Genomic DNA, 25,306 nt, shown 5'->3' on the forward strand with positions numbered 1-25,306 from the left:
CTACCGCTTGTGGTATACTTCTGCAAAAGGTACGCGATAGCGCTCTCCCCATATTCCTTCATTTCCTTTACGTATGCCGCATGAGATAATCATATTTATTTCTGCCCCTCGTGGTAATTGCAGTAGTTTTTTAACGCGACCGCTATCAAAACCTTCTAAAGGGCAAGTGTCTAGCCCTTCGTTAGCCATGGCGATCATAAAGGTTTGTGCGGCGAGTGCGCATGTCTTATGTACAACGACACGCACGTCTGCTTCAGTCACTTGACGAACAATAGGGCGGAAGAGGCTTATTGTCGTTAACAGGATGTTGCGAAAGAAACCGAGTATGCCAAAAAAGCGACTGTAGAGCGTTGGCATTAACTTACCATAATAGATTTCACGGTCTTTGATGCGGCGCTGTTGTCGTTCGGGTGGACTGTTTCGCGCTATATTGCCGCGCTCAAATTCGAGTACGGCATGGGCTCGTCTGCGGTGTAGATCCTGACGGGTAACGAAGACGACGAGTTCGGGCGCAGTTGAAATTGCTTTTTGATCAAGACAGGGTTTAATGAACTTTTCGAGCAGATCGGGATCTGTAATGTGGTAAAACTCCCACAATTGCATGTTGGAGCTGTTGGGCGCGAGTGTTGCGAGCTCAAGGCAATGCTTAACTTTTTGGGTATCGATACCTTTTTCTTTGTCGTAAACGCGTACGGATCGCCGATGATGGAGTGCTTCTTCTAAAGTCATATAGGTTTAACCTTTTTATGGAGTTTTTGTTATTTACTTATTCTTCTTCGTGTTTTTTATATGCTGTTCGTAAAAGGTAGAACTAGCGAGTACGACTGACGTTTCTATTTGCCGAAACGGGATATTCCAGTACTTGCGCAACAACTGTTCCTTTTCGGTGTATGATACTTGCTGGAAGCCATTTTTGAGGTAAAAGTTTATGGCCCAAGAAGCATCGGCCCAGGTTCCAATTAAAATTGGATTTTGGGTAAGGGTAGACAGGTGTTTTAATAAAGTACCTCCAATTCCTTGGTTACGCACTACAGTTCGGATATAAGCGTGACGAATTAAAGTTACATCACCTCTGTGCTGAATGCCCATCACGCCGAGAATGCGACCGTCCTGATGGTAGCACCAAAATTCGACTCCTTCCAAGATTTGTTCATGGAGCTCCTTTTCTGTCATGTAGGGATCTTTCCATCTGTCCGCGGGGATAATGCCTTTATATGCTACGGAAGCATCGTTTATGATCTCGTAAATATCCTTAAAATCGGATGGCTGACTTTTTAGTATCATTGTTATAAACCTTTAATCGTCTACTTTTTGCTTGACTTTGAGGAACAAAAGTACAGCGCTGAAATAGTATTGCTTTTTACATATGTTGAGAATAATTTTATTTTCGGAGCCGCCGTATCCTGCTAAGCTGTGTCGGGGTGATGCCGAGATGGCAAGCAATGTCTTGTAGAGCAACATGTTTCTCAATGGCAGGGTGACTTTTTAGTAGCTTCTCATAGCGTACCTGTGCTTCTTCCATAACGATGGATATTTCCCTTTCTTCTTTTGCAATGATCCAGTTTTTCTCAAGATAATGAATATAAAATAGTTTGAGGTCATCCACCTGAAAAAGGAGCTCTCTAAACGGTCTATAGGGTAAGCTGAGTAGTGTACAATCGGTTACTGCCTTTATGGTGAACTTGGAAGGTTCATGTAAGATACAGGAAACAGTTGATGCAATAAAATCATTGTTCGTTGCGATATTTTTTGTGTATTTCTTTCCGCGATCATCCGTGATATATGCGATAACATATCCGGTGTGTAGAAAACAAAACTGACGTGCCACAAAGCCTTGCTGTACCAAGACTTCATTTTTCTTTACGTGGATTACTGTAGCTAGGGCTAAAAGCTTCTCCAAGGAACACTCTGAAATTGGAGAATATGAGGCTATCTTTTCCCTAAATTTTTGTTGCAAAGTTTCGTACATAACAATAAATAAGGCAATCTACGTATTTATATCAATTCTCTTATTCGATAAAGCGAATAGCGATTGTTTTTCTATACGAGATGCCTAATTTAGTCTACTGCTTTTTTGGTTGATGCTCTTGCTCGCGTCTCTTTTCTTGCTTCGGTTACAACTGTTCTATAAGTTGTTGCATATCTATTCTGTTCATATAGTTGGTGTCAACAAACCGGTATGTAATAGTGCCATTTGGGTCTAACACGAAAATAGCAGGGGTGGGTAGTTCATTCGTGTTGTTCTTGTTGTATTCTGATAGGTCAATTCCTAAATTACGATATGCTGGAATTACGAAGTCTTGAAGCTCAAATGAGATGCCCAGCTGCTTAGCTAAAGCATTGTTTTTGTCTGTCACTAGCTCAAAGTCTAGATGGTGGTTATTCTTTAATTCTTCATTATAATAAGAGGTTTGTGGGGAGATGGCCACCAGTGTTGCATTTCTATCGGTGATTTGTTTTAGATTGTCTTGTAACGTTTTCAATTCGATATTGCAATAGGGACACCAGCTGCCTCGGAAAAAAGCAATAATTACTTTCCCTCTTTTTAGCAGCTCTTTTAACGATACGTTTTTGTCATTTGTATTTGGCAAGCTGAAGTCAGGAAACTTGTCTCCTGTTTTGATCGCATGGTCTTCAATGCTTAGTGTTTTCAAGTCTGCAATGGATTTTGCGAATACTTCTAAGATTTCTCTCGGAAGTTGCTGTGCCAAGTTTTCATTTAATTCCTCAATCTGTTGGGCTATTTTTTTCATATTTTGAATACTTTTTTGCAAAGTTTTAAAAGTAAACTCAGAATCACAATACCGCATATAATTGTCCCTATGGGATAAAAAAGTCAATTTTACGAAAAGGTAGGAGGGAGCGATAAAAGAAGTTATTTGTCTCTCGATATTTCTTGCTGGTACGGTTCGTGGGAAAGGATTGTTCCGATTGCGAGGTATATAAGTGGGGGAAATAGTAGTGAATTATTAGATTGTGGATCGAACCCGAGGGTACTCATCCCTCTCAAACGCAAAAAATCCCTCATCTTTCGATGAAGGATTTTTCTGCGGAGAGTGAGGGATTCGAACCCCCGGACCTGTGACAGTCAACAGTTTTCAAGACTGCCGCATTCGACCACTCTGCCAACTCTCCGCCACAAAAGTAGAAATTCTGAGCTGATCTGCAAAACATATTTGTGCATCGAGGCATTAGGCTTTGAAAATGAGGAAGATTAATTTTTAAAAGGCTTAAATATTTCTTTTAAAACCGCCATTAAACAGCATTTAACCTAGTAAATTGTTCGTGAAACGCATTTTTATTCCGGTTTGAAAGTTGTTAATTGTCTTAAAAATTTCCTTTAAAGTGGCTTTTTCTATTTTTGTCAGACTACTTATTCGGATATAGTTGTCTGCTTCGCTTTTTTCCACCATAATCTGATTTGCCTGATTTCGTAGACGCAGCGCCATCAGGTAGTAATAGGATTGATGTAATTCATCATATTGTGCTTGCTTAAACACTTCAAGCTTCACTAACGCCTGAAGTCGCTCGCCTGTATTTTCTTGATAGATACGATTTTTAAGTGCATAGACACGGACCAGGTCGACAATTGGGGTCATCGCTTTCTTGATATTGAATACTGCTTCCTTACCAATAGTTTGTGTTTTGATCGTATTAAAGAATGTTAAAGGGGGCTCATACTGCAAAGCATTCTTGGCAATGTAAGCGAAAAAGCGATCGTTTGGCTTCTGTAGCTCCTCATTGAGGAAAATTTTAAGATCATCGATTATGCCTTGGTCTCCATAGAGAAGGCGACAATCAAAGAAGGTCGAAAACTTAATGGCGTTTTCAGGAACTGTTTCTTCGATCCATTGCTTATAGTTCCTTTTCCAGTGGGAGAGAGAATGTGTCCAATCGGGGTTGCTGGCCATATAACCACCTGTGCAATAAACGAAACCAATATCGTTTAGGTAATCAGAAACCTTGGTCGCAAAATCAAGAAAATACGCCCGGACGGTTTCCCGCTGTTCATTGGCTTTGTCTTCATAGATAATGGCATTATCTTGGTCTGTCTTTAAAGTCTGCTCTTTGCGACCCTCACTACCTGTCACCATATAGACAAATTTGGCCGGTGGGGGGCCGACTTCTTGGATCACCTTTTCGATCACCTTAACGGCAATAGTATCAGCGATGGTCGTAATGACCTGATTGGTTATTTCGGCATGTACGCCGCGCCCCAGGAGCTGGTTGATGATTTCGGGGACATACTGCCATTTTTGACGTAATTCGTCAATTGTCTCCGCTAATTTTACGGATTGAATAAAGACCAACGGAGATTGACCTTGTTCACTCAAAAGTCGATTACGACTTAAAAAACCAACGTAATCACCATTTTTTTCAACCAAGAGATAGCGTGTTTTTGTACGAAACATCATAAGGACAGCTTCATAAAGATAGGCCTGATGGGATATGCTAACGATTGGATTGTCCATTACCTCTGCGATACGAGTTTGTGGATTCATTTGAGCCGCGATTACTTTATCACGCAGGGTGATATCGGTTGCGTAACCAATAATATGTCCTTCTGTATCCTTTATAAAGAGGCAGCTGACCCTCTTTTGTGCCATAAGCTGCGCAGCTTCAAAAATTGGAGTATTCAGCGGGCAGGCTACAATATCTTTATAAATGATGCCGTCTATTCGACGAGAGTATAGTTGTTCGGCTGCGATGTAGCTGGCCTCAAAGGATGCCGGTGCTTTTACGAAGTGGGAAAATTCATCATTTAACATGCGCGCACCGTAATCGGAGGTGTAGAATTGAAAAAAATCCTCATTCGAATTACACAATTCAAGAAACTCTTTGCTTGGCAATTTATAAACGACAGTTCCTTTTTTTGCCATAACTGATTTCAAGGCCTTTGTTCGATTGAGCAATACCGAGATTCCTCCGAAACAATACGCCTCGCTATGACGTTCTATCATCCGTCGATTTTCGGAACCGTCAAAAAAGAAAGTTTCATATTCTCCTTTACTGATGATGTCGACTCCTGCCATCTCTGTTACACCTTGCCGATAGGCAAGTGTATCTTTACTGTAGGTAACTTTTGTAAGTGCTTCTGCTAAACTATATAGTAAACTGTCGGGTAAACGGTCATAAGGTTTGGTTTTTCGGAGAAGATCAACTAATGAATGCATAAATTGAAGATTAAGGAATAACTTTGTCAACCGACTTAAAGGTGAATTTTTTGTTGAATTTTTCGTTTTGCTCTACGATATCTCGTTCTGTTATGGTGTGGTTGTTGTACAGGTGAAGGTAGCATCTTGCAGCAGCTTCAGCATCATAAATAGCATTGTGTAACCCCGTAGCAGCGCTCGAAAAGAGATGTGTATAAAGTTGGTCTAAACGAAGATAATCGGATTGTCGACGGATCGCGTATATCGCGCTTTTGAGCATAGTACAAAAAAATAGAGACTCAAGAAAGGGATTTTTTAACTTGCATTGTGTATATGCCGCTACAAGAACTTGGATATCAAGTTCCACAAAATGCCCAATAATTAAAGGATTGAACTTTTTTAAATCATGAGCGAATTTTCGAAGAATATCTTTTCGACGTTCCCCATTTTTCTTTAAGAAATCAAGGGTAATGCCATGTATTTTCTCAGATTCTGGAGAGATGGCAATATCGGATTCGTAAATGTAATAATTGCAGCGCTTAACTTCTTCCTGCTGTGGATTAACAACGATCCATGCGAGTTGAATGACCTGTGGCCAGTTAGTCGTGTCATTATATGGACGATCCCAACGAAGCGGAAGTCCCGTTGTTTCGGTATCTATAAAGAGTAGGTTTTGTTCCAAGAGGTTAAATGTATAATTACGAAACTAAAACTAGTAAAATTTATATACATCTACTATGTTTGGCCGTCAAAAAAGCTAAAGGACGGAAGCAAGTTTCTTGAGCCCTTCTTCAAGCTCATCATTCGTTAGCGCCGCAAAACCTAAACGAAAACCATAAGTCACACCATCTGAACCATATTGCTTCATTCCCGCAATTTTTACGCCTTTATCTATCAGTTGACGACTGAGTCGTGTCCAATCAATTTGTTTTTTTGGTACGATCCAAAAGGCTAATCCACCTTCGGGAACTTGATAGGTTATTTTATCACGTAGATAGGTTTCTAATAATCGTACGGTATAATCTCTCTTTTCTTTATAATGTGATGTGGCCTTTTTGATATGGCGTTTTAACGTGCCATCTTTCATTAACTGAAGTATGGCTTGCTCCATAATACTGTCACTCTGTACATCAATTAGTTTGCGAAGCGCAATGATTTTGGACATTAAAGCCGCATCGTTGGTTGCTAAATAACCGGTGCGCAACGCGGGGGCAACGACTTTACTTAAAGTTCCAATGTAGATGTAGTTCCTCAAATTAGAATCACTAGCGAGGGGCATGATCGGTCTATAACCATAATGAAATTCATTATCATAGTCATCTTCAATTATAGTAAAACTATAACTATTGGATAACTTTACTAGCGCTAAGCGACGTTGTAAACTCAACGGTACAGTGGTGGGATATTGACGATGCGGAGTGGTGTAGACCGCTTTGATCTTTGTGCCATTTTTCAGAAGTGTTGCGAGCTTATCTACCTGTAGTCCTTTTTCGTCGACAGGTATCGGTATTAGCGTAACACCAACGTGAGCCAAAGTCTGCCATGCAGGACTGTATCCCGGATCTTCCACAACGACACAGTCTCCTTTTTTGAACATACATTGTGCAGCTAAGTAAATTGCCATTTGACTGCCACGTGTAACGCATAGCATTTCTTCTTTTAGATGCATGCCCCGCTGATGGTTCAGCATTTGTGTTAACGCCGACCTAAATTCGGGATCGCCTTGCGCATTTCCGTAACGCAACATTTGCCATTTTCCTTGACGCGTAAAAATCTGGCGGTAAGCACGAGCTAACTCTGCGCTCGGGGCTATCTTGCTGTCTGGGTTCCCATCATCAAAAATAAGGTAAGGAATTGTCTCTTTTCTATCTTCCGCTGGTGTAGAGTGAGGAGCCCGCGGTATCGTAGTAGGTTTCTCCTTCATGGAGATATCGGCAATAAAGGTGCCTTTACGTTCCTCGCTACGCAGCCAGCCTTCGTAATGTAATACATTGAGTGCCTCTACAATCGTGTTCCGGTTTACAGACAATAATTGCGATAGTGGACGGCTACCAGGTAAAGGGTCGCCAGCTTTAAGGCGACCAGATTGTATGGCCGCAACAATGGCATCGGCAATCTGAAGGTATAAAGCTTTGCTCGATTGAGGTTCTAAGGTGATTTCTAATTTCCAAGGTCGTAACATCTGGACTGCTTTATTGTTGTTTATTTGTATTGCAAAGATAGTCCAATGAGGGTAGAATAGTGGTGGCAGTTCTTATTTTTAGTCATACGTGTGTAAGGTCGAGGCGAGAAGTGATGTTTAAGATACATTCTGGTACGATAAGAGCGGACTGGATCAGCTATTTTTTTTACAAACTGTACCAGCATGCATGGGGTGATAATAGCTTAAATCCATTACATTTGAATAAATTTTATAATGGACTTTAATAAACAACCTACGCTGACGGGAAATAAAGTTGTGCTTGAACCGCTGCTTGCGGACGACTTTGAATCTTTATATGCTGTCGCTTCAGACCCGCTGATATGGGAACAACATCCCAATAAAGACAGGTGGCAAGCGTCTGTTTTTCGTAACTTCTTTACTGGAGCACTAGCGAGTAATGGGGCTTTCAAAGTGCTGGATAAGGATAGTGGCGCGGTGTTGGGAAGTAGTCGGTTTTATAATTACGATGAAGAAACGGATAGTATATTTATTGGGTATACGTTTTATGGTTTAAAATCATGGGGTAAAGGTATAAATCAGGAAGTTAAAACGCTGATGTTAAACTATGCATTTAGGTTTGTGTCCGCTGTGTATTTCCATGTTGGTGCAGAGAACAAGCGTTCGCAAATCGCTATGGAGAGACTTTCTGCAAAAAAGATTAAAGAGGAAGTTGTTGCCTATTTCGGTGAGGCTTCACGGCTTAATTTTGTATATCAGATCGAAAAAGAGGACTGGGAAAATAGACCGATGTAAAAGAGAGAGAGAATGAATATTGCAGATTTTTTAATTAGTGACAAGAGTGAAATCCCTTTAGCGGATGTGGTGTTAAGTGCTGAAAACAGGAATGCAATAACACAATTGATTAAGGAAAATCAATATGTAGCAGAATTGCAGCAATACGGGCTTCCTGTAAACAATAAGGTGTTACTATACGGGAGTTCAGGCTGTGGTAAAACGACAACAGCGAAAGCAATCGCTCATGCTTTGGGTAAGCCTTTGTTTATTTTGAATTTAAGCCAGATTGTTTCGGCTCGAATAGGTGAGACCTCCCAGAATTTAAAAGCTGTTTTCGACAAAGCGGCACGAGATCGCGCCATTTTATTTCTAGATGAATTTGATCAGATCGGGAAAGCGCGTGGGAGTGATGATAAAGATGTTGGGGAAATGAGGCGCCTGGTAAATACACTGATACAGCTTATAGATTATTTCCCAGAAAAAGCTTTATTAATCTGTGCGACCAATCACGTAGAAATTATCGATCACGCCTTACTGCGACGGTTTCAGGTTAAAATTACTTACAGCATGCCTGGTGAGGTTGAATTGGACCAATATTATGACGACTTGTTGCAGACTTTTCCGCAGGATATGCAGTATATCGATCGGACGTATAATATATCCTATGCAGAGGCGAAGGATAAGGCATTTACGCAGCTGAAAAAGAAACTTATTGATCGTTTAGATAACGTTTCTGAACTGATTGGTTAATATCTAGTAATGGTTTATATTTTGTGATGAAATCGGGAGTGTTTTGTTTACGGAGCAAAACAAGTGTACGGGAATACTTGTTATGGTAAGTAGGTGCATTAGCAGAAGTTAACGCACGTTTTACTAAATAAAAGAATCATGAATAAAACAATAGGCATAATTGCAGGTAGCTTACGAAAAGAATCATTCTCAAAGAAAGTCGCCAATTTACTCCTTGAGATGGCACCTAAAGGCTTTTCGTTTAAGATTATTTCGATAGCTGATTTAGATATGTACAACCAAGATTTTGATGACCACGACAGGGTTCCTGAGTCTTTTATTGTGTTTCGTTCGGCTATACGTGGAGTGGATGGGGTTATCTTTGTGACACCGGAGTATAATCGGTCGGTGCCAGCCGTGCTAAAAAATGCCGTTGATGTCGGTTCCCGACCCTATGGTAAAAGTGTATGGGATGGCAAACCAGCAGCCGTATTTAGTAATGCTCCAGGTAATCTTTCTGGTTTTGGTGCAAATCATCATTTAAGGCAAAGTTTGGTCTTTCTCAATATGCCAACCATGCAACAACCAGAAGTGTATTTAGCCAATATACATCAGTGTATAGACCAAGCCGGTAATATTACAGATAAACGTGTGGTGGACTATTTGAAGGGAGCTGTGGATGCTTACATCACTTGGTTTAAAGAAATTGTAGCGTAATTAAAAGGGGTTGATCTAAATGACGCAACCCCTCTTCTTTATCTATTTAACGTGTATCCCACGGTCCATTCAATAAAATCTGCTTTACCTTTATGGGCCTTAATAGACACACCGGCATTTAAGTTTTTATAGACGTAATAGCGCGCTCCAGCTCGAAGAAAAATTCGTTGAATTTCTCCATTAAACTCTTGTTTGTGTACGTAATAGCCTACGTTACCATTAAGAACGAGGTCGTTATTGAGCACATGCACGAGGTAGAAGGATGGCCCACCTGATAGTTTTGCACTCAGTTTCCCTTTTTCATCGCCAGCTATATCATCGTTATTGCCAGACGCAGAGTAAAACACGTCGAAACCTCCTCCCATACGCCATTTGTGAGAAACATGCTTACTCACATAGGTACTAAAAGTAGATTTAAAAAAGCGACGATCACGGTCTCGCTCGATCTGCTTCCAGCCAACGCCATAGTTTAGGTGTATATATAATTTATCTGTGTACGCTTTTATATCATGCTTATCGGGTAGAACGGAGCCGCCTCCAGGTTGGTAGGTCAGGGAAGCCGTTAATGGAAATAGGTTCACTCCTTTATTCGGTAGCTTTAATGCACCATTAGAAAAATGGTGGAAGGCCAAACCTACTCCTGTGCGCCATTCCGGTGTGAGTTTATACTGTGCCCGAATGCCTAGATCGATATAGACATTGTTTTTAGCTCCGATAACAAGGTTCAAGGGGTTTGTTTCCTCATCATACGGTCTAAAATTACCTGATATTCCCAGCCCTATGCGGTAATCGAACTCCCATTTTTTATTATGAAGGTTTCCAAATGGCGTTTGTACAAAACCATAAATGGCATAAGGACTACCCAATATTTCCGTGTTGAAAGTACTACTATAAAAACCAATCCCGTAAATGGGGTTGTTATAGAGTTTAAAGTATTGATCATCCGACTTTTGAATCTTCCAACCCACTTTCAGGTTTACACCATTATAGTACGCGCTCTGAAAGGTCGTATTTTTGACCTCTTTTGAGGCGAGGATACCCCCATTTTCTACTTCAATTTCGATGATCAAAGGGTTTCGGACAGGGGTGTTCCGTATTGTGCTGTCCACTTGTGCGGTAGCCTGTTGTAAAAAAATAAAGGTTGTACAAATACTAAATAGTAATTTTTTCGACGTAAAGATGTAATATTCCATAAATTTGGCCACAAAAATACCAAAATTTTAAGAGAGTGTCTGTCTTCATAGTGCATGATTTTAGTCACATTCTCTATTGCATAACAACAAAAACCTCCGGTATGTTTAATTTTTTGATGATTGCATTTTGTCTACTTGCCGGTTACTTGGTAAGGCGCTTTAAATTAGTGCCATCGGATAGCTATAAAGCCATTAATACATGGGTAATTTATATTGGATTACCAGCTACAGCATTTAAGTATCTGCCTACTTTAGCATGGGACAATACCTTGTTGGTTGCGGTGGTTGCGCCGATGCTCATTCTTTTGGGCTCTGTGATGTTTGTCAAGGTTTTGGGGCGTTTTTTGCGCTTGTCTAAACGGACCGCGCACACGCTCATGCTTGTCTCTGGATTGAGTAACACCTCCTTTGTCGGCTTTCCGCTTGTAGCGAGTTATTTCGGCGAGGATCAGGTACGTTGGGCGATTATCTGTGATCAAGTTACTTTTATGCTTCTTTCTACTGTAGGTATTGTTATTGCACTACGGGGCGGACTAGGTCCAAGAGGGGCGATTTCTTTTCGGCCTATAGCGAAACGCGTTTTTTCTTTTCCTCCCTTGATCGGCTGTTTACTCGCACTCTCTATACCTCGCTTCATAAATATAGACACGCTGTCGCCCTTCTTCCATCAATTGGCATCGACGGTTTCTCCATTGGCACTTTTTTCTATTGGCATGCAAATGAGCTTTACATTTTATCGATCCGAAGTGGTAACCATGTCTTTATCGTTATGCTATAAGCTTCTTTTAGGGCCAGCACTCCTTGTTCTTCTTTTTTATTTACTAGATCTAAAAGGAGATGTCGTACGTATTACCGCGTTTGAAATGGCTATGCCCAGTTTGGTGGCCACGAGTATGGTATTGCAAGAATTTAAACTGAATGTTAAGCTCGGAAATGCTATTATTGGGGTCAGTATCATTTTAGGCTTATTGACCACTTGGGGCTTTTTTGTACTTACGCAAACGTTTTTGTAACTAATTTATTGCAAAACTATCTTAGTGTACTTTTAACATTATAATTTCTATATTTAACCACAATTTATAAAGTCTAGATTAATGAGTATAAACTTAGTAAAAAAGGGGAGTTTGGCTTTTGCCTTGTTAGCGACCTCTTTTTTGGCTACCGGCCAGCAGAAACATGCACGTTATGTACAGAAATTAACGGGTACAGATTTAGAGTTCTCCATGGAAGCGATTCCGGGTGGAGAGTTTGCTATGGGAAGTGCGAAATCGGCAAAACAAGATGAAAAACCTGTTCATAAAGTTAAAATCAGCCCCTTCTGGATGAGTACCTTTGAGGTTACTTGGAACTTATACGAACCTTTTGTCTATAAGGATCTCGAAGTAACGAAAACAACAGATGGAAAAGTAAGTGATAAGGTCGATGCAGTGACACGACCGACTAAACCGTATCTGGATATGACTTTCGGTATGGGAAAAGAGGGGCACCCGGCTTTAGCGATGACTCACTATAATGCTATTCAGTTTTGTAAGTGGCTTTATGTGCGTACCGGAGTATTCTATCGTCTTCCAACGGAAGCGGAATGGGAATATGCTTGTCGTGCTGGATCAACTTCGGAATACTATTTCGGTGAAGATGCTACGAAGTTAAACGATTATGCTTGGCTTTCAGAAAATAGTAACGGTCAAACATCAGTTGTAGGTAAGAAAAAACCAAATGCCTGGGGTTTATATGATATGCTCGGGAACGTTGCCGAATGGACTTTTGATCAGTACAAAGAGGATTTCTATAAACAATTTGAAGGTAAAGTAGCAGATAACCCTGTTTCAGTACCAACCTCGCTTTACCCGCATAGTGTGCGTGGTGGGTCTTTTGAGAGCAAGCCCGCAGACCTTAGATCGGCTTCGCGTTTGGCGTCTGATCCTTTTTGGAAACAATTGGATCCACAGATCCCTAAATCTAATTGGTGGTTTCCTGAAGCCCCATTTGTAGGACTCCGTTTAGTCCGTCCGGCAAAAGCGCCTTCACACGAGGAAATTATGGCTTATTATGATAAAGCACCGATTAAAGATTTTTAGTAAACTATCTAAACCTAACATAAGTACAATGGAAAGCTTAAAAAGAAGAGAATTTATTAAGGCCAGTTCGGCCGTAGCTGGCGCGACAGTGCTGGCGGCATCGCCCGTAAGCAGTGTTTTTGCAGCTGGTTCTGACGTAATCAAGATTGCATTAATTGGTTGTGGCGGTCGTGGTACAGGGGCAACTTTTGATGCTTTTGCTTCCGGGCAAAATATCAAGTTGGTAGCTATGGCTGATGCTTTTAAAGATAATCTAGATTCAACGTATAACACATTAAAAGAAAAATTTGGAGATAAAGTTGATGTTCCAGATAGCCGTAAGTATGTAGGCTTTGATGGTTATAAAGAAGCTATTAAAGATGCGGATGTCGTGTTGTTAACGACGCCTCCGGGTTTCCGCCCTCAACATTTTGAAGAAGCGGTGAAGCAAGGAAAACACGTCTTCATGGAGAAGGCTGTGGCGGTAGATATCCCGGGTGTACGTCGTGTATTGGCTGCTGCGGAAATCGCGAAGTCGAAAAAGTTAAATGTTGTAGTTGGCTTGCAACGTCGTTACCAGACGAACTATAGAGAGGGAATCAAACGCATTCATGATGGTGCTATTGGGGATGTGGTTTCTGGACAAGTATATTGGAATAGTGGCGGTGTGTGGGTGCGCCCGCGTAAACCGGGACAAACGGAGATGGAATACCAAATGCGTAACTGGTATTATTTCAACTGGTTATGTGGGGATCATATCGTGGAACAGCACGTCCATAATATTGATATCGCAAACTGGGTTAAAGGTAAATATCCGGTTTCAATCCAGGGAACGGGTAGTCGTGCGCACAGAACGGCGAAGGAATACGGCGAGATTTATGATAACTTCGCAATTGAGCTTACCTACGATGATGGTTCAGTAGTTTATAGTCAATGTCGTCACTTCGAAGGGATTTCGAATCGTGTTGATGAAACATTCCAAGGTACAAAAGGACGTGTATATCTATCGGCTGGTAATCAAGCGGTATTATGGGATGCCAAAGGAAACGAAATTTACAGACATGACCCGAAAGGAAATCCTAATGCGTATCAACAAGAGCATAAGGAGCTTTTTGAAGCGATTGCTAAAGGAGAATATAAGTTCAACGATGCAGAGTATGGTGCATACAGTACATTAACTGGTGTTATTGGACGCATTGCATGTTATACAGGTAAAGTAATTAAGTGGGATAAAGCGTTGGAATCTACTGTCGACTTAATGCCGACAACATACGCATGGGATGCGATGCCAAAGATTTTACCTAATGCAGCGGGAGAGTACCCAGTTCCAATGCCAGGCAAAAATACGGAACTTTATATCTAGGCTTTGATAAGACTATTTTTGATATATAGTTTTTTGTGTTTAGGTTGTTGTGCTTTTGCGCAACAACCTAAATACCTTTTGGAGGGTAGGGCTCAAGGAACGACTTATAGGATTATTTATCAACATCCTACAGCGGTTGTCCAGAAACAAGATATCGATAGTATATTACACGCTATCGATTTATCGATGTCTATATACAAAAAAGAGTCTTTGATTTCTTCCTTTAATAAGGCAACGACCCGCGAGATAGAAATGGATGGGATGATGCGTGATGTTGTGCGTCGCTCGTTCGATATAAATAAGCAATCTAAAGGGATGTTTGATCTTACCGTAAAGCCATTAGTCTCCTTGTGGGGTTTTGGGCCTGAACGTATTCGCCAATGGCCGACACAAGGGCAGATTGATAGTGTGATGGAATTTGTTGGGATGGATAAATTAAAGGTCAAAGGAAAGCGATTGCTGAAAAAGAGGAACGAAGTATCGATTGATGTGAATGGTATTGCACAAGGATATTCCGTAGATGTATTAGCTCGTTTTCTGGATAAACAACATGTAACGAGTTATATGGTGGAGTTGGGCGGAGAGATCAAAACCAAAGGTCGGAAAGAAGGGGGAGAGACCTATAAAGTAGCAATAGAGCGACCGGAGGGGGATGTAGAATCATCGTTTGTGTTGAGTCTTTTTAATAAAGCTGTAACGACCTCTGGAAATTATCGAAAGGCATTTGATGTGGACGGGAAAAAGGTTCACCATCATATCAATCCATATGACGGCTATCCACTTCAAAATAATATTGCGAGTGTTACCGTGATCGCGGAGACAGCGATGGATGCCGATGCATATGACAACGTATTTATGGCACTCCCTGTTGCGGAAGGATTGAAGTTAGCTAATTCCATTAGAAACCTCGAGTTATATATCATCTATAAGGAAGGTGATCTCTTTCGGGAGGCATTTTCGACCGGTTTTAAAAAATATATTCAAGAGTAACCAAGTTTATAAACAAATATGAAACGATCAGATTTTATTAAAAATGGGGCCGCATTGTTGGGAAGTACAGTTTTGTTAAATAACCAGACTATGGCAAATGAGCAATTGACAAAAAACGCAACAAATGCGACGTTTAAACTAGATTATGCACCACATCAAGGCATGTTTTCTGCAACAGCAGGAAAAAATTTCTTAGATGAGATTAAGTATATGTATGACCTAGGCTTTCGTAGCATTGAAGATAACGGTATGCCGGGGCGTTCGGTAGAAGACCAAACAAAGGTTGGCGAACTGCTCGCGAAATTAGGTATGCGTATGGGCGTCTTTGTTGTTCCTAAAGGAGGAAATGGTGCGAATACATTGGCTGCAGGAAAGAAAGAGCATGTTGATATTTTTCTAAATGGTATTCGTCAGTCAATCGAAATAGCGAAGCGTGTCAATGCGAAGTGGATTACTGTTGTGCCGGGGGATTATCAACGTAACCTTCCTATCGGTGTACAGACAGCTAATGTTATTGAAGGATTAAAGCGCGGTGCTGAACTCTTAGAACCACATGGTGTTACCATGGTGTTGGAGCCTTTAAGTGATACGCCGGATCTATTTTTGCGTTATACCGATCAAACGTACGAAATATGTAAGGCGGTGGGAAGTCCATCATGTAAGATCCTTTACGATGCATACCACCAACAAAAGAATGAAGGTAATCTTATTAATCTAATGAATTTGTGTTGGAGCGAGATTGCATATGTACAGGTCGGTGATAATCCGGGTCGTCGAGAACCAACGACAGGAGAAATCAATTATAAAAATGTCTTTAAGTGGTTAAAAGAGAAAGGGTACACCGGTATTGTAGGTATGGAGCACGGTATGTCTAAATCAGGTGTAGAAGGAGAAAAGGCTTTGGTTGCAGCGTATCGTGAAGTGGATAACTTTTAAACGCAAACCAATTTAGGAAACAAAAATTTTTTTATTTAGTGAGAAGTAGATATATTTATCTCTTATAAACCTATAATCTAATGTCAGTATCAATAAGATTCAAACTATCATTTATGATGTTTCTCGAATTTTTTATTTGGGGAGCATGGTTCGTAACATTGGGAACGTTCCTGATTCAAAATTTGAAAGCTTCTCAGTACGAGATTGCTAATGTGTTTTCAACACAGTCTTTGGGAGCTATTATAGCGCCTTTTATCATTGGAATGATTGCTGATAGATACTTCAATGCAGAACGTATCTTAGGTATTTTGCATATAGTTGGAGCTTTTTTAATGTTCCAAATGTATAATACCAGTGATGTGACCGTCTTTTATCCGTATGTGTTGAGCTACATGATTCTTTTTATGCCAACGTTATCTCTGGTAAACTCGGTATCTTTCCGTCAGCTTACGAACCCTGAAAAGCAGTTCTCAAGTATTCGTGTATGGGGAACAATAGGTTGGATCATTGCCGGATTAACGATTAGTTTCCTAGGCTGGGATTCTGCTGAAGGAGCTGCTGTAGGCGCATTGAAAAACACTTTTTTGATGGCATCTATCGCATCCTTGATTTTAGGATTATTTTCGTTTATCCTTCCTAAAACACCTCCGGTGAAGGTTACTGCAGATGAGAAGCCATCTTTTGCTTCTATGATAGGTCTGGATGCCATTAAGCTGTTGAAGGACAAAAATTACCTTATTTTCTTTGTTTCTTCGATTCTAATCTGTATTCCACTTGCTTTCTATTACCAAAATGCGAATTCGTTTTTAGTGGAAATTGGCTTGACAAATGCAACAGGAAAGATGGCGATAGGTCAGGTGTCTGAAGCGGTTTTCTTGCTCCTTCTTCCTGTTTTATTTGTACGTTTTGGTTTCAAGAAAACGATTATGATTGGTATGTTGGCCTGGGTAGTACGTTATTTATTGTTTGCGTACGGAAATGCTAGTGACTTATCTTTCATGCTTATTTTAGGTATTGCTTTACACGGTATCTGTTATGATTTCTTTTTTGTATCAGGACAGATTTATACGGATAGCAAAGCTGGTGTTAAATACAAAAGTGCAGCACAAGGACTTATTACGTTAGCAACCTACGGTATCGGACAACTGATCGGTTTCTGGGTAGCCGGGTATATCGGTGAGAAGTATCAAGATATTAAAGCAACAGATGTAGCAGCCTTCTGGCAACAGACATGGATTGTACCTGCGGGTATTGCTTTTGTTGTATTGATTATTTTCTTGGTTTTGTTTAAAGACGAGAAAGTAGAAACAAAAAGTGTAAACGATTAAAACAAACTAAACTAATATAGAAGAGATATGGCAGATAATGTTTATGATGCAATTGTTATTGGATCTGGAATAAGTGGGGGGTGGGCAGCCAAAGAGCTGACTGAGAAAGGGCTAAAAACAATTATGTTAGAGCGTGGTCGCAATGTTGAACACGTAAAAGATTACCACGCAAATAAAAACACGTGGGAGTACGAGCACCGTGGTGGTCGTACCAAACAAATGGAGGCTGATTATCCCGTACTTAAGCGGGACTATCCATTGAATGAGAAAAACCTTGATTTTTGGGTGAATGAAAAAGAAAGCCCATATACCGAGACAAAACGTTTCGACTGGTTTCGTGGATACCATGTTGGTGGTAGATCCTTAATGTGGGGCCGTCAGAGCTACCGTTTTTCGGATTTAGATTTTGAAGCAAATGCTAAAGATGGACACGGTACGGATTGGCCTATTCGCTACGCGGATATGGCACCTTGGTATAGCTACGCGGAAAAATGGGCTGGTATTTCTGGTAACAGAGATGGGCTAGCTGTATTGCCTGATGGTGATTTTCTACCTGCGATGGATTTCAACGTGGTAGAAAAAGATCTAGCTGCCCGCTTGAAACAAGAGTATGGAGGTAAACGTCACTTTATCATGGGGCGGACAGCAAATATTACAAAACCACACCACGGCCGTATTAACTGTCAGTATCAAAATCAATGTTGGTTAGGTTGTAACTTCGGTGGATATTTCAGTACACAATCTTCGACATTGCCTCCTGCAGTGGCTACTGGAAACTTGACACTTCGTCCGTTTTCTATCGTGACGAAAATTATCTATGATAAGGATACACAAAAGGCAAAAGGAGTAGAGATTGTTGATGCAGAAACAAATAAGACCTATGAGTTCTTTGCAAAAGTAATTTTTGTTTGTGCTTCTGCCTTTAACTCCACATGGGTATTGATGAACTCAGCAACTGATGTTTGGGAAGGTGGATTGGGAAGTAGTTCAGGTGAGCTGGGCCACAACGCAATGGATCACCATTTCCGCTTAGGGGCTGGAGGCCGTGTGGAAGGTTACGAAGATAAATATATCTTTGGACGTCGTCCAACAGGTTTATATGTGCCACGTTTTGTAAATGTTGAAGGAGATACCAAGAAACGAGATTATGTTCGCGGTTTTGGTTATCAAGGGGCAGCAAGTCGTGGACGCTGGCAAGGTGAGGTCGCTGAAATGAGTGTTGGAGGCGACTGGAAGGACGCTATGCTTGAGGCAGGTGATTGGTCTATTGGTTTTACCGCTTTCGGTGAGATTTTACCTTATCACGAAAACCGTATCTTCTTGGATAAAGACAAAAAAGATAAATGGGGCTTGCCTGTGTTATCCATGGATATGGAAATCAAGGATAACGAAAAGAAAATGCGCGTCGATATGACGGCAGAGATGAAAGAGATGTTAGAGAAGATTGGTGTGAAGGATGTGTATACGTTTGAAAATGAATATGGTTTCGGACAAGGTATCCACGAGATGGGAACGGCACGTATGGGAACGGATCCGAAAAATTCGGTATTAAATAAACATAACCAGGTTTGGGATGCAAAGAATGTTTTTGTGACCGATGGTGCTGCGATGGCATCGGGAGCTTGTGTAAACCCGTCCCTTACCTATATGGCTATGACGGCACGTGCAGTAAACTTTGCTGTTGAAGAACTTAAAAAAGGTAACCTTTAATAACCAGCTATAATTATGAAAGAAACAGATAACTCCAGAAGAAGTTTTATTAAGCATGCAGCGTTGGCTGCCGCCGGTTTCATGATTGTTCCGCGCCATGTATTGGGTGGTCCGGGGTTTGTTGCGCCAAGTGACAAACTTATGATTGCTGGCATTGGTGTGGGGGGTAAAGGACAAAGTGATATTGCCTCTTTCCATAAGAGCGGAAAAGCTGAAATTGCTTTTCTCTGTGATGTAGACGACCGTAGAGCAGCGGGATCCGTAAAATCTTTCCCGAAAGCGAAGTACTATCGCGATTATCGTGAAATGTTGGATAAAGAGCATAAGCATATCGACGCTGTGTCGGTATCTTCTCCGGATCATAACCACGCTATCCAAGCACTTGCGGCGATGCAATTAGGTAAGCATGTTTATGTACAGAAACCTTTGACTCACGATGTGTGGGAGGCTCGCGTTTTAACGGAAGCTGCAAAAAAATACAAGGTAGTAACGCAAATGGGGAATCAAGGGGCGTCCAATGATGGCCCTCGTGAGATAAAGGAATGGTATGAAGCGGGTTTGATTGGTGATGTACATACGGTTTATTGTTGGACAGACCGTCCGGTATGGCCTTCAGGTATTCCATGGCCGAAACAAACGGCCGAGGTGCCAAAAGAACTGGATTGGGATTTGTGGTTGGGAACAGCTCCGAACAAAGATTATATCGAGAAATTAGTGCCTTTTAACTGGCGTGGATGGTGGGATTATGGTACAGGAGCATTAGGAGATATGGGGTGTCACTTACTGGAAGTACCATTTAGTACGTTAGGCCTGAAGTATCTACAGGACGTGCAAGCAAGTGTAGGAACGGTGTATGCAGATGAGTTCAAACGTGCTTATTATCCGGAAAGCTGTCCGCCATCGAGCCACGTAACAATGACATTTCCTAAGACGCCAAAAACACAAGGACCAGTAACACTTCATTGGATGGATGGTGGTATTCAGCCTGCAAGACCAGATGAGTTAGAACCAAATGAAGTGTTTGGCGATGGTGGAAATGGTATTTTGTTAATTGGTACGAAGGGCAAGATTCTTGCGGATACCTACGGCGATAATGCACGTCTGTTACCTACGAGCCGTAAAGCAAATGTCGCACAGAAATATGCACGCGTAGAAGGCAAAGCAAATGGACATTATGGACAGTGGGTGGAAGCTGCGATCGCTGGTTATGGTAAAAAAGAGGTGAGTGCACCTTTTGAAATATCTGGACCGTTGACGGAGGCTCTATTAATGGCTAATTTAGCTATTCGCGGTGCTGATTTACGTATCGATGGTAAGTATCCTGGACGAAATCTTAAATTGTTATGGGATAATAACCAGATGAAAGTGACTAACTTTGATATAGTCAACCAATTTGTGAAACGCCAGTACCGTAGTGGCTGGGAGGTTAATTATACGATTTAAAAGTATTTAAAATGAATAGAAGAGAAGCAATTCAACGTGTCGCCATGCTTGTTGGTGGTTCGGTAATCGGTGCAAACTTGTTTCTAGAAGGATGTACACGATCGGCATCTAAAGATGTAGCGGCGTTGTTTGATAAGACAAATACAGACTTATTGGGAGATCTAGCAGAGGCTATTTTACCTAAAACGTCGACTCCAGGAGCAAAAGAAGCAGGTGTTGGTGAATTTATACCAGTGATGATTCGCGATTGTTATACGCCACAAGATCAGAAAGCTTTCTTAGAAGGTTTTGCCGGTTTGGATGAACGCGCGAAGAAAGAGTTTGGAAAGAAATTTCAAGAATTATCGAAAGATGAAAAACTGAAATTTGTGAATGCTTACGATAAAGAAGCGAAAGAGTTTCAAAAGACACGTGGTGAGAAACAAGATGCACTTTATGCTGAGGCTGAAAAAGCTGGAAAGAAAAAAGAAGATGTTGAGCAATTGCCAAATCACTTTTTCCAGATGTTTAAGCAACTTACCCTTACGGGCTTCTTTACTTCCGAAGTTGGTATGACACAAGCTTTACGGTATGTAAAGATTCCTGGCAGATACGATGGTAATTTCCCGTATAAAAAAGGTGATCGTGCTTTCGCATAAGCTTTACATGATGTAAATATTAAAAAAGGAGGCCTCTAGGCCTCCTTTTTTAATAAAGTCTATCGCTCTATTTCCATTAGAAAAACGGTTCGATCTTCTTTTGTAATGGCAAAATTAATTATGCTATCACTTATATGTTGTCTGATTTGAACAGCTTGTCCCAAACGCAATTCTTTAATATAATTGACATTGATCGCGTGAAATGGTTTCTCCAGTACCATCTCGCTATCTAGTGTGTCTAAGCACCAGTCCGTGTATTTTACATTATTTACGTGGTTTACAATATCTAAATCCGATAGCTTAGTTTCATAGGCGAAACTGTGGTCGTAATGTGTGGTGGCGTCAATACGTTTGTAGGGGAGACGTGTAGCTGTTTTTTCTTTTAGGACAATGTCTGGATCGATCTCCTTGTTCAGCTGTTCGGATTTTCGCTCTTTGGTGTTAAAGACGGCCCAAAAGCTTGTTACACCAATCATCTTTTTTCCGTTTACCGATACTTCGAATTCACGTGTGGATCGGTTACCCTGAAAATCATGTATCCATGTCTGCACCTCTATTTTACTTAAAAAGCGGGGTAATTTTTCGATTTCAAATCTGATTCGACTGAGTACCCAGGATTGGTGTGCTTTTGCCATTTCTAAGTAACCAAAGCCCAACTCTTCTGCATGATCGGCAGCCGTAAGTTGAAGCATGTTGCTTAAAGCACTATATTTTAGTAGTCCATTGGCGTAGCAGTGTGTGAAGTCGAGCGTAAATGATTTCGTATATATTGCTTGCTGCATAGTTTCTATCTTAAAGATTATGGTTCTCTATTTATTTTGTTTGATACTGGACATTCTGATTCTATTCTGTGAATATAACAGTATTGTAAATAATTTGTTGTTATCTATGAAAATTCAGTAACTAAATTTATATTTAACTATCGATGATTCGAGATATAGTATTTGAACGTCAACTTAAATTTACGCACTATGATAGGACAGATTATTGAGAAGGAGCATATCCAGGATTTTAAAATTATTCCAGCAGATGTAGATCGGTCATTGGTACTGCATGACATCCTTACCGCAGCACAACGTCTTGGAAATGAGTTTAAGTCAAAAACGACGATTGTCTTCCAGACGGAAGATGGACCAAAAAGGGTAGAGACCACGGTTTGGTCATTAACAGAAAACTACGTACAGATTAAAAATGGCGTATTGATTCCCTTAAAGGCAATAATTGAAGTGTCACTATAGAGAATTTTAGTATTAATGTGAAGGTAGGAATAGAAATATTTCTACCTTTTTTTGTGAGATCGAGGTCTACTTTTCCTTTTTTTAAGGATTTTCTGTTACAAATTAGGCTACAAAATACCTAGCCTACGTTAAATAAAACGTAGGTGCCGTGTTTTTTTTCCAAAAAAGCGAGAAATATCGGTTCGTACCGTTAACTTCGCTTAAATTTGAGAAATAGCCTTTTGATAGAGTGCCATACCAAACCAAAAATGCTTTCACTTGTTACGTCACTCGCCAAAGAAGGGGGCAAGAGCTCGTATACGCTAACGCCAAAATAATCGGCTATTTTGTACACTTGATCGACCTTAACCTTGGTTTCGTTTCGTTCGATTTTCGAATAAGCAGCTTGCGACATATCGAGCATAAAGGCTACCGCCTCTTGCGAAATTCTCAAACTTTCTCTTTTCTGTCTGATGTAAATACCAATTTCTGCCTGTGCCATTTGTAATAAAGTAACTTAGTCGGATAATACAAAGCTAAGAATATTACCTGAAGTTATAAAATATATGAGCAATAATACTATAAGTTTTACTATACAACTTTTAGTTGTACCCCTAGTTTGCTATTATATCGTTTTTTGTGGTGTACTATTAAAGATAAAACATCATGGAAAAGAAATTTGAAAACGTAGAATTAACAGCATTGACAATCGAAGAGCAAACGCAGATCAATGGTGGTGGCGAAGTAAGAGAAAATGAAAAACAAAAAAATCTAGTTGATTTTATTTGGTCATTGGTTACAGGTTAAATAAAAAGCGATAATACTTCCTTAAAGGAATTTGGACGTACAATAAACGCTAGAAGGCCGCCGAATAAAAAGGCGTACAGGTGAAGATATACGTTTTGACTGGTTGTTTTACGAACGCGAGTTAGTAGAAACAGTATAAGAAGTAGGGAGAGCCAGTTGAAGAAAAAATTGCCTACGAATGGAAGTACAAAGCTGCTTACAGTTTCTGTAGGAAAAAAAAGACCTGAAAATCCGTAAAGTCCAAATGATAAACCTGATGCACCCATGGTCGTAAAAAGAAAGTTTTCTTTTTTACGAAGGGTTTGAAGAATATTTGGAATGGTAATTAACACGATATAAATTATCGGGCTTAGACATATTGATACATTCTTGCCATAAATTTGTTTTACACATTCATAGGCATCATACGTCAGTACGTAAATAGCTAATAAATTAAACAACAAATGCCACCAATTACGATGCACGAATGCAGAGGTTAACAGTGTATGCCAACGTTTACCTCTGCAAACTTCGTAAGGATGCAGTACAAGCTTGTAAAAATAGGGTTTGTAGTAGAAGCCAATTATACTACTTACAAAGATTAAAGGTACGATTATGTACGTCCAAGGCGATTCTTGGAAAGTCGGTAGAACATCAAATATTGACATGCCTATTTATTGTTGTTTTTCATCGAATTAAGATAAGTTGAAGTTTTTAAAAAACCAACCTATAGTATCTGTAGGCTGTTTTTTTGTCTTCATACTTAATCAATTTAACCCTTGTTTTTTAGTTTTTGTTTTTCAAAAAATCACAAAAGGTGAAAATGAGACAAGGGGATCATATTTCATTATTGTAATCGGTATTACAGTAATAACGCTCCTTTTATATTTATCGCTACACGGCAAGAAAAATAAAAATTAATTCATCCAGAATTCACCGGACTACCCTCGATTTTTACTACTTTTAAGGCTTTTCACGTAAACAAATTAACCTTCTCCATGAGAGCGTCAACGCTATATATATGTTTATTGTTATTGGTGGTTGCAGTCTTTGTATCGTTACCGCTTATAAAGGTACCCATTACAACAGCTGCGCGCGGCAGTATACGAGCAGCAGATGAAAATACGGCCGTTATCTCTTTAGTAGCGGGGCGAGTCGTAAAGAGTAATTTAAGCCGTAATAATCAACTTGTACAACAAGGGGATACGCTGCTTGTCGTTACCACAGAAGGTCTTCAGAACAAACAAAGCAATCAAAATCAATTATTGGGAGAAATAAAAGCACAAGTTTCAGACCTAAACCATTTGTTGGCTGGTAGGTATAATCAGATAAGTACGGGACAGTATCGGCAGGAGCTATATGCTATGCAAGGTAAAATGGCAGAAGTAGAGACGCAACTTAATCTTTCCGAACGAGAGCGGGACCGTAACAAACAGCTTTTTGAGCGAAGGGTGATCTCGCAAGCCGAATATGACAAAAGTCATTATGCGTATGAGCAAATCCGTAAACAATTCCAATCAATCCCTATACAACAAGCTGCTATTTGGCAGGGAAAGAAACAAGAACTTGAGCAACGGCTCACAACGATGCAGGGAGATATACAAGACCTCTCCATAGAAAGCCAGAACTATGTCGTGACGGCGGCGGCAACAGGACGTCTAACTAATTTTAAAGGGTTACAGGCGGGTGGTCAGGTTGTTCAAGGTCAGCATTTAGGCGATCTATCGCCGGATCATGATTTAATTGCCGAATGTTTGGTCTTACCCAAGGATATTGGTTTTATTCACCCGGGACAAGCAGTGCGCTTGCAAATGGATACCTATAATTACAATCAGTGGGGGATGGTGGAGGCCGTTGTGCTAGATATTGACCCCAACGTTTCAGTAGCCGATCAGGCGGAACCTTTCTTCAAGGTTCGTTGTCAGCTGAAACAGGATGTATTGACCCTGCGTAATGGCTATCAAGCAAAAATTGGTAAAGGAAATAGTTTTGTAGCGCGTTTTTACCTATTAGATCGTACGCTGTGGCAACTTCTGTTTGATCGCGTGGACGATTGGTTTAATCCTGCACTTGGTAATACATCAAGCAATAAATAACTCTTAAGCTAA

At 40.5% G+C, this 25,306-nt stretch carries 26 protein-coding genes and 1 tRNA gene; 15 read left to right on the top strand and 12 right to left on the bottom strand.

What is annotated here, in order from left to right; genetic code table 11:
- From E2P86_RS07710 to pdxR, 8 genes are all read right to left on the bottom strand, one after another.
- Entirely contained in the window at positions 1-729 is a 729-nt protein-coding gene (locus E2P86_RS07710; RefSeq protein WP_134432107.1) for a nitroreductase family protein, read from the bottom strand.
- Positions 730-762: 33 nt separating this feature from the next.
- Positions 763-1,284, bottom strand: a complete 522-nt coding sequence (locus E2P86_RS07715; protein WP_134432110.1) for a GNAT family N-acetyltransferase — start codon at positions 1,282-1,284, stop codon at positions 763-765.
- A gap of 97 nt (positions 1,285-1,381) precedes the next feature.
- A complete protein-coding gene (locus E2P86_RS07720; RefSeq protein WP_159451831.1) occupies positions 1,382-1,900 on the bottom strand; it encodes a Crp/Fnr family transcriptional regulator in 519 nt (172 codons plus the stop codon).
- A 214-nt stretch (positions 1,901-2,114) separates the two neighbouring features.
- Positions 2,115-2,753 carry a peroxiredoxin-like family protein gene (locus tag E2P86_RS07725; RefSeq protein ID WP_134432113.1) on the bottom strand — a complete coding sequence of 213 codons (639 nt, stop codon included), beginning with the start codon at positions 2,751-2,753 and terminating at the stop codon, positions 2,115-2,117.
- A 297-nt stretch (positions 2,754-3,050) separates the two neighbouring features.
- A tRNA-Ser gene (locus E2P86_RS07730) sits at positions 3,051-3,135 on the bottom strand.
- A gap of 131 nt (positions 3,136-3,266) precedes the next feature.
- On the bottom strand, positions 3,267-5,174 hold the full coding sequence (locus E2P86_RS07735) for a DUF294 nucleotidyltransferase-like domain-containing protein (protein WP_134432116.1): 1,908 nt from the start codon (positions 5,172-5,174) through the stop codon (positions 3,267-3,269).
- 10 nt (positions 5,175-5,184) lie between these two features.
- Positions 5,185-5,835, bottom strand: coding sequence for a 3'-5' exonuclease (locus E2P86_RS07740; RefSeq protein ID WP_134432119.1), 651 nt, complete (start codon positions 5,833-5,835; stop codon positions 5,185-5,187).
- Positions 5,836-5,910: 75 nt separating this feature from the next.
- The gene (gene pdxR / locus E2P86_RS07745; RefSeq protein ID WP_134432122.1) at positions 5,911-7,335 is read right to left on the bottom strand and encodes a MocR-like pyridoxine biosynthesis transcription factor PdxR; all 1,425 of its coding nucleotides are present in this window, start codon (positions 7,333-7,335) and stop codon (positions 5,911-5,913) included.
- A 234-nt stretch (positions 7,336-7,569) separates the two neighbouring features.
- On the opposite strand from pdxR, the gene E2P86_RS07750 reads away from it, so the two are divergent.
- The 3 genes from E2P86_RS07750 to E2P86_RS07760 all read left to right on the top strand — a co-directional run bounded on the left by E2P86_RS07750 (position 7,570) and on the right by E2P86_RS07760 (position 9,537).
- The gene (locus E2P86_RS07750; protein WP_134432125.1) at positions 7,570-8,109 is read left to right on the top strand and encodes a GNAT family N-acetyltransferase; all 540 of its coding nucleotides are present in this window, start codon (positions 7,570-7,572) and stop codon (positions 8,107-8,109) included.
- Between the two features lie 12 nt (positions 8,110-8,121).
- Positions 8,122-8,841, top strand: coding sequence for an AAA family ATPase (locus E2P86_RS07755; protein ID WP_134432127.1), 720 nt, complete (start codon positions 8,122-8,124; stop codon positions 8,839-8,841).
- Between the two features lie 138 nt (positions 8,842-8,979).
- A complete protein-coding gene (locus E2P86_RS07760) occupies positions 8,980-9,537 on the top strand; it encodes an NADPH-dependent FMN reductase (protein WP_085472853.1) in 558 nt (185 codons plus the stop codon).
- Between the two features lie 38 nt (positions 9,538-9,575).
- Here E2P86_RS07760 and E2P86_RS07765 read toward each other — a convergent pair whose 3' ends face one another.
- Positions 9,576-10,730, bottom strand: a complete 1,155-nt coding sequence (locus tag E2P86_RS07765; RefSeq protein WP_134432130.1) for an acyloxyacyl hydrolase — start codon at positions 10,728-10,730, stop codon at positions 9,576-9,578.
- Between the two features lie 101 nt (positions 10,731-10,831).
- Between E2P86_RS07765 and E2P86_RS07770 the strand changes: the two genes are divergently transcribed.
- The 9 genes from E2P86_RS07770 to E2P86_RS07810 all read left to right on the top strand — a co-directional run bounded on the left by E2P86_RS07770 (position 10,832) and on the right by E2P86_RS07810 (position 21,195).
- Positions 10,832-11,743 carry an AEC family transporter gene (locus E2P86_RS07770; RefSeq protein WP_134432132.1) on the top strand — a complete coding sequence of 304 codons (912 nt, stop codon included), beginning with the start codon at positions 10,832-10,834 and terminating at the stop codon, positions 11,741-11,743.
- Positions 11,744-11,824: 81 nt separating this feature from the next.
- Positions 11,825-12,808, top strand: coding sequence for a formylglycine-generating enzyme family protein (locus E2P86_RS07775; protein ID WP_134432135.1), 984 nt, complete (start codon positions 11,825-11,827; stop codon positions 12,806-12,808).
- Positions 12,809-12,836: 28 nt separating this feature from the next.
- Positions 12,837-14,150, top strand: a complete 1,314-nt coding sequence (locus E2P86_RS07780) for a Gfo/Idh/MocA family protein (protein WP_085472857.1) — start codon at positions 12,837-12,839, stop codon at positions 14,148-14,150.
- Between the two features lie 33 nt (positions 14,151-14,183).
- Positions 14,184-15,140 (top strand): FAD:protein FMN transferase, encoded by a 957-nt coding sequence (locus E2P86_RS07785; RefSeq protein WP_240775598.1) that lies wholly within the window; start codon positions 14,184-14,186, stop codon positions 15,138-15,140.
- 18 nt (positions 15,141-15,158) lie between these two features.
- The gene (locus E2P86_RS07790; protein ID WP_085472859.1) at positions 15,159-16,076 is read left to right on the top strand and encodes a hydroxypyruvate isomerase family protein; all 918 of its coding nucleotides are present in this window, start codon (positions 15,159-15,161) and stop codon (positions 16,074-16,076) included.
- A gap of 80 nt (positions 16,077-16,156) precedes the next feature.
- Complete coding sequence (locus E2P86_RS07795; RefSeq protein ID WP_085472860.1) at positions 16,157-17,404, top strand: MFS transporter; 1,248 nt, start codon at positions 16,157-16,159, stop codon at positions 17,402-17,404.
- Between the two features lie 27 nt (positions 17,405-17,431).
- Complete coding sequence (locus E2P86_RS07800; RefSeq protein WP_085472861.1) at positions 17,432-19,114, top strand: GMC oxidoreductase; 1,683 nt, start codon at positions 17,432-17,434, stop codon at positions 19,112-19,114.
- 15 nt (positions 19,115-19,129) lie between these two features.
- Entirely contained in the window at positions 19,130-20,557 is a 1,428-nt protein-coding gene (locus tag E2P86_RS07805; RefSeq protein ID WP_134432141.1) for a Gfo/Idh/MocA family protein, read from the top strand.
- An 11-nt stretch (positions 20,558-20,568) separates the two neighbouring features.
- A complete protein-coding gene (locus tag E2P86_RS07810; protein WP_085472863.1) occupies positions 20,569-21,195 on the top strand; it encodes a gluconate 2-dehydrogenase subunit 3 family protein in 627 nt (208 codons plus the stop codon).
- Between the two features lie 59 nt (positions 21,196-21,254).
- Here the strand turns inward: E2P86_RS07810 and E2P86_RS07815 are convergent, their stop codons facing one another.
- Positions 21,255-21,977, bottom strand: coding sequence for an acyl-[acyl-carrier-protein] thioesterase (locus E2P86_RS07815; RefSeq protein ID WP_134432144.1), 723 nt, complete (start codon positions 21,975-21,977; stop codon positions 21,255-21,257).
- A gap of 189 nt (positions 21,978-22,166) precedes the next feature.
- Here E2P86_RS07815 and E2P86_RS07820 point away from each other — a divergent pair, with 189 nt between their 5' ends.
- Complete coding sequence (locus E2P86_RS07820) at positions 22,167-22,433, top strand: hypothetical protein (protein WP_085472865.1); 267 nt, start codon at positions 22,167-22,169, stop codon at positions 22,431-22,433.
- 190 nt (positions 22,434-22,623) lie between these two features.
- Here E2P86_RS07820 and E2P86_RS07825 read toward each other — a convergent pair whose 3' ends face one another.
- A complete protein-coding gene (locus tag E2P86_RS07825) occupies positions 22,624-22,914 on the bottom strand; it encodes a helix-turn-helix domain-containing protein (protein ID WP_085472866.1) in 291 nt (96 codons plus the stop codon).
- Positions 22,915-23,078: 164 nt separating this feature from the next.
- On the opposite strand from E2P86_RS07825, the gene E2P86_RS18145 reads away from it, so the two are divergent.
- Positions 23,079-23,219 (top strand): hypothetical protein, encoded by a 141-nt coding sequence (locus E2P86_RS18145; RefSeq protein ID WP_159451832.1) that lies wholly within the window; start codon positions 23,079-23,081, stop codon positions 23,217-23,219.
- Here the strand turns inward: E2P86_RS18145 and E2P86_RS07830 are convergent.
- A complete protein-coding gene (locus E2P86_RS07830) occupies positions 23,216-23,866 on the bottom strand; it encodes a rhomboid family intramembrane serine protease (RefSeq protein WP_134432147.1) in 651 nt (216 codons plus the stop codon). The two genes, E2P86_RS18145 and E2P86_RS07830, sit on opposite strands and share 4 nt — an antisense overlap.
- 330 nt (positions 23,867-24,196) lie before the next feature.
- On the opposite strand from E2P86_RS07830, the gene E2P86_RS07835 reads away from it, so the two are divergent.
- Positions 24,197-25,294 carry an HlyD family secretion protein gene (locus tag E2P86_RS07835; RefSeq protein WP_085472868.1) on the top strand — a complete coding sequence of 366 codons (1,098 nt, stop codon included), beginning with the start codon at positions 24,197-24,199 and terminating at the stop codon, positions 25,292-25,294.
- Positions 25,295-25,306: the final 12 nt, after the last annotated feature.

It is taken from the genome of Sphingobacterium psychroaquaticum, assembly GCF_004421025.1.
In the GTDB taxonomy this organism is placed as follows: Bacteria; Bacteroidota; Bacteroidia; order Sphingobacteriales; family Sphingobacteriaceae; genus Sphingobacterium; species Sphingobacterium psychroaquaticum.

Bases quoted from the DNA above. Each gene is read 5' to 3' on its own strand.
- E2P86_RS07710 (WP_134432107.1), bottom strand. From the start codon at position 729: ATGACTTTAGAAGAAGCACTCCATCATCGGCGATCCGTACGCGTTTAC.
- E2P86_RS07715 (WP_134432110.1), bottom strand. From the start codon at position 1,284: ATGATACTAAAAAGTCAGCCATCCGATTTTAAGGATATTTACGAGATC.
- E2P86_RS07725 (WP_134432113.1), bottom strand. From the start codon at position 2,753: ATGAAAAAAATAGCCCAACAGATTGAGGAATTAAATGAAAACTTGGCA.
- E2P86_RS07735 (WP_134432116.1), bottom strand. From the start codon at position 5,174: ATGCATTCATTAGTTGATCTTCTCCGAAAAACCAAACCTTATGACCGT.
- pdxR (WP_134432122.1), bottom strand. From the start codon at position 7,335: ATGTTACGACCTTGGAAATTAGAAATCACCTTAGAACCTCAATCGAGC.
- E2P86_RS07750 (WP_134432125.1), top strand. From the start codon at position 7,570: ATGGACTTTAATAAACAACCTACGCTGACGGGAAATAAAGTTGTGCTT.
- E2P86_RS07755 (WP_134432127.1), top strand. From the start codon at position 8,122: ATGAATATTGCAGATTTTTTAATTAGTGACAAGAGTGAAATCCCTTTA.
- E2P86_RS07760 (WP_085472853.1), top strand. From the start codon at position 8,980: ATGAATAAAACAATAGGCATAATTGCAGGTAGCTTACGAAAAGAATCA.
- E2P86_RS07765 (WP_134432130.1), bottom strand. From the start codon at position 10,730: ATGGAATATTACATCTTTACGTCGAAAAAATTACTATTTAGTATTTGT.
- E2P86_RS07770 (WP_134432132.1), top strand. From the start codon at position 10,832: ATGTTTAATTTTTTGATGATTGCATTTTGTCTACTTGCCGGTTACTTG.
- E2P86_RS07775 (WP_134432135.1), top strand. From the start codon at position 11,825: ATGAGTATAAACTTAGTAAAAAAGGGGAGTTTGGCTTTTGCCTTGTTA.
- E2P86_RS07780 (WP_085472857.1), top strand. From the start codon at position 12,837: ATGGAAAGCTTAAAAAGAAGAGAATTTATTAAGGCCAGTTCGGCCGTA.
- E2P86_RS07790 (WP_085472859.1), top strand. From the start codon at position 15,159: ATGAAACGATCAGATTTTATTAAAAATGGGGCCGCATTGTTGGGAAGT.
- E2P86_RS07795 (WP_085472860.1), top strand. From the start codon at position 16,157: ATGTCAGTATCAATAAGATTCAAACTATCATTTATGATGTTTCTCGAA.
- E2P86_RS07800 (WP_085472861.1), top strand. From the start codon at position 17,432: ATGGCAGATAATGTTTATGATGCAATTGTTATTGGATCTGGAATAAGT.
- E2P86_RS07805 (WP_134432141.1), top strand. From the start codon at position 19,130: ATGAAAGAAACAGATAACTCCAGAAGAAGTTTTATTAAGCATGCAGCG.
- E2P86_RS07810 (WP_085472863.1), top strand. From the start codon at position 20,569: ATGAATAGAAGAGAAGCAATTCAACGTGTCGCCATGCTTGTTGGTGGT.
- E2P86_RS07815 (WP_134432144.1), bottom strand. From the start codon at position 21,977: ATGCAGCAAGCAATATATACGAAATCATTTACGCTCGACTTCACACAC.
- E2P86_RS07820 (WP_085472865.1), top strand. From the start codon at position 22,167: ATGATAGGACAGATTATTGAGAAGGAGCATATCCAGGATTTTAAAATT.
- E2P86_RS07825 (WP_085472866.1), bottom strand. From the start codon at position 22,914: ATGGCACAGGCAGAAATTGGTATTTACATCAGACAGAAAAGAGAAAGT.
- E2P86_RS18145 (WP_159451832.1), top strand. From the start codon at position 23,079: ATGGAAAAGAAATTTGAAAACGTAGAATTAACAGCATTGACAATCGAA.
- E2P86_RS07830 (WP_134432147.1), bottom strand. From the start codon at position 23,866: ATGTCAATATTTGATGTTCTACCGACTTTCCAAGAATCGCCTTGGACG.
- E2P86_RS07835 (WP_085472868.1), top strand. From the start codon at position 24,197: ATGAGAGCGTCAACGCTATATATATGTTTATTGTTATTGGTGGTTGCA.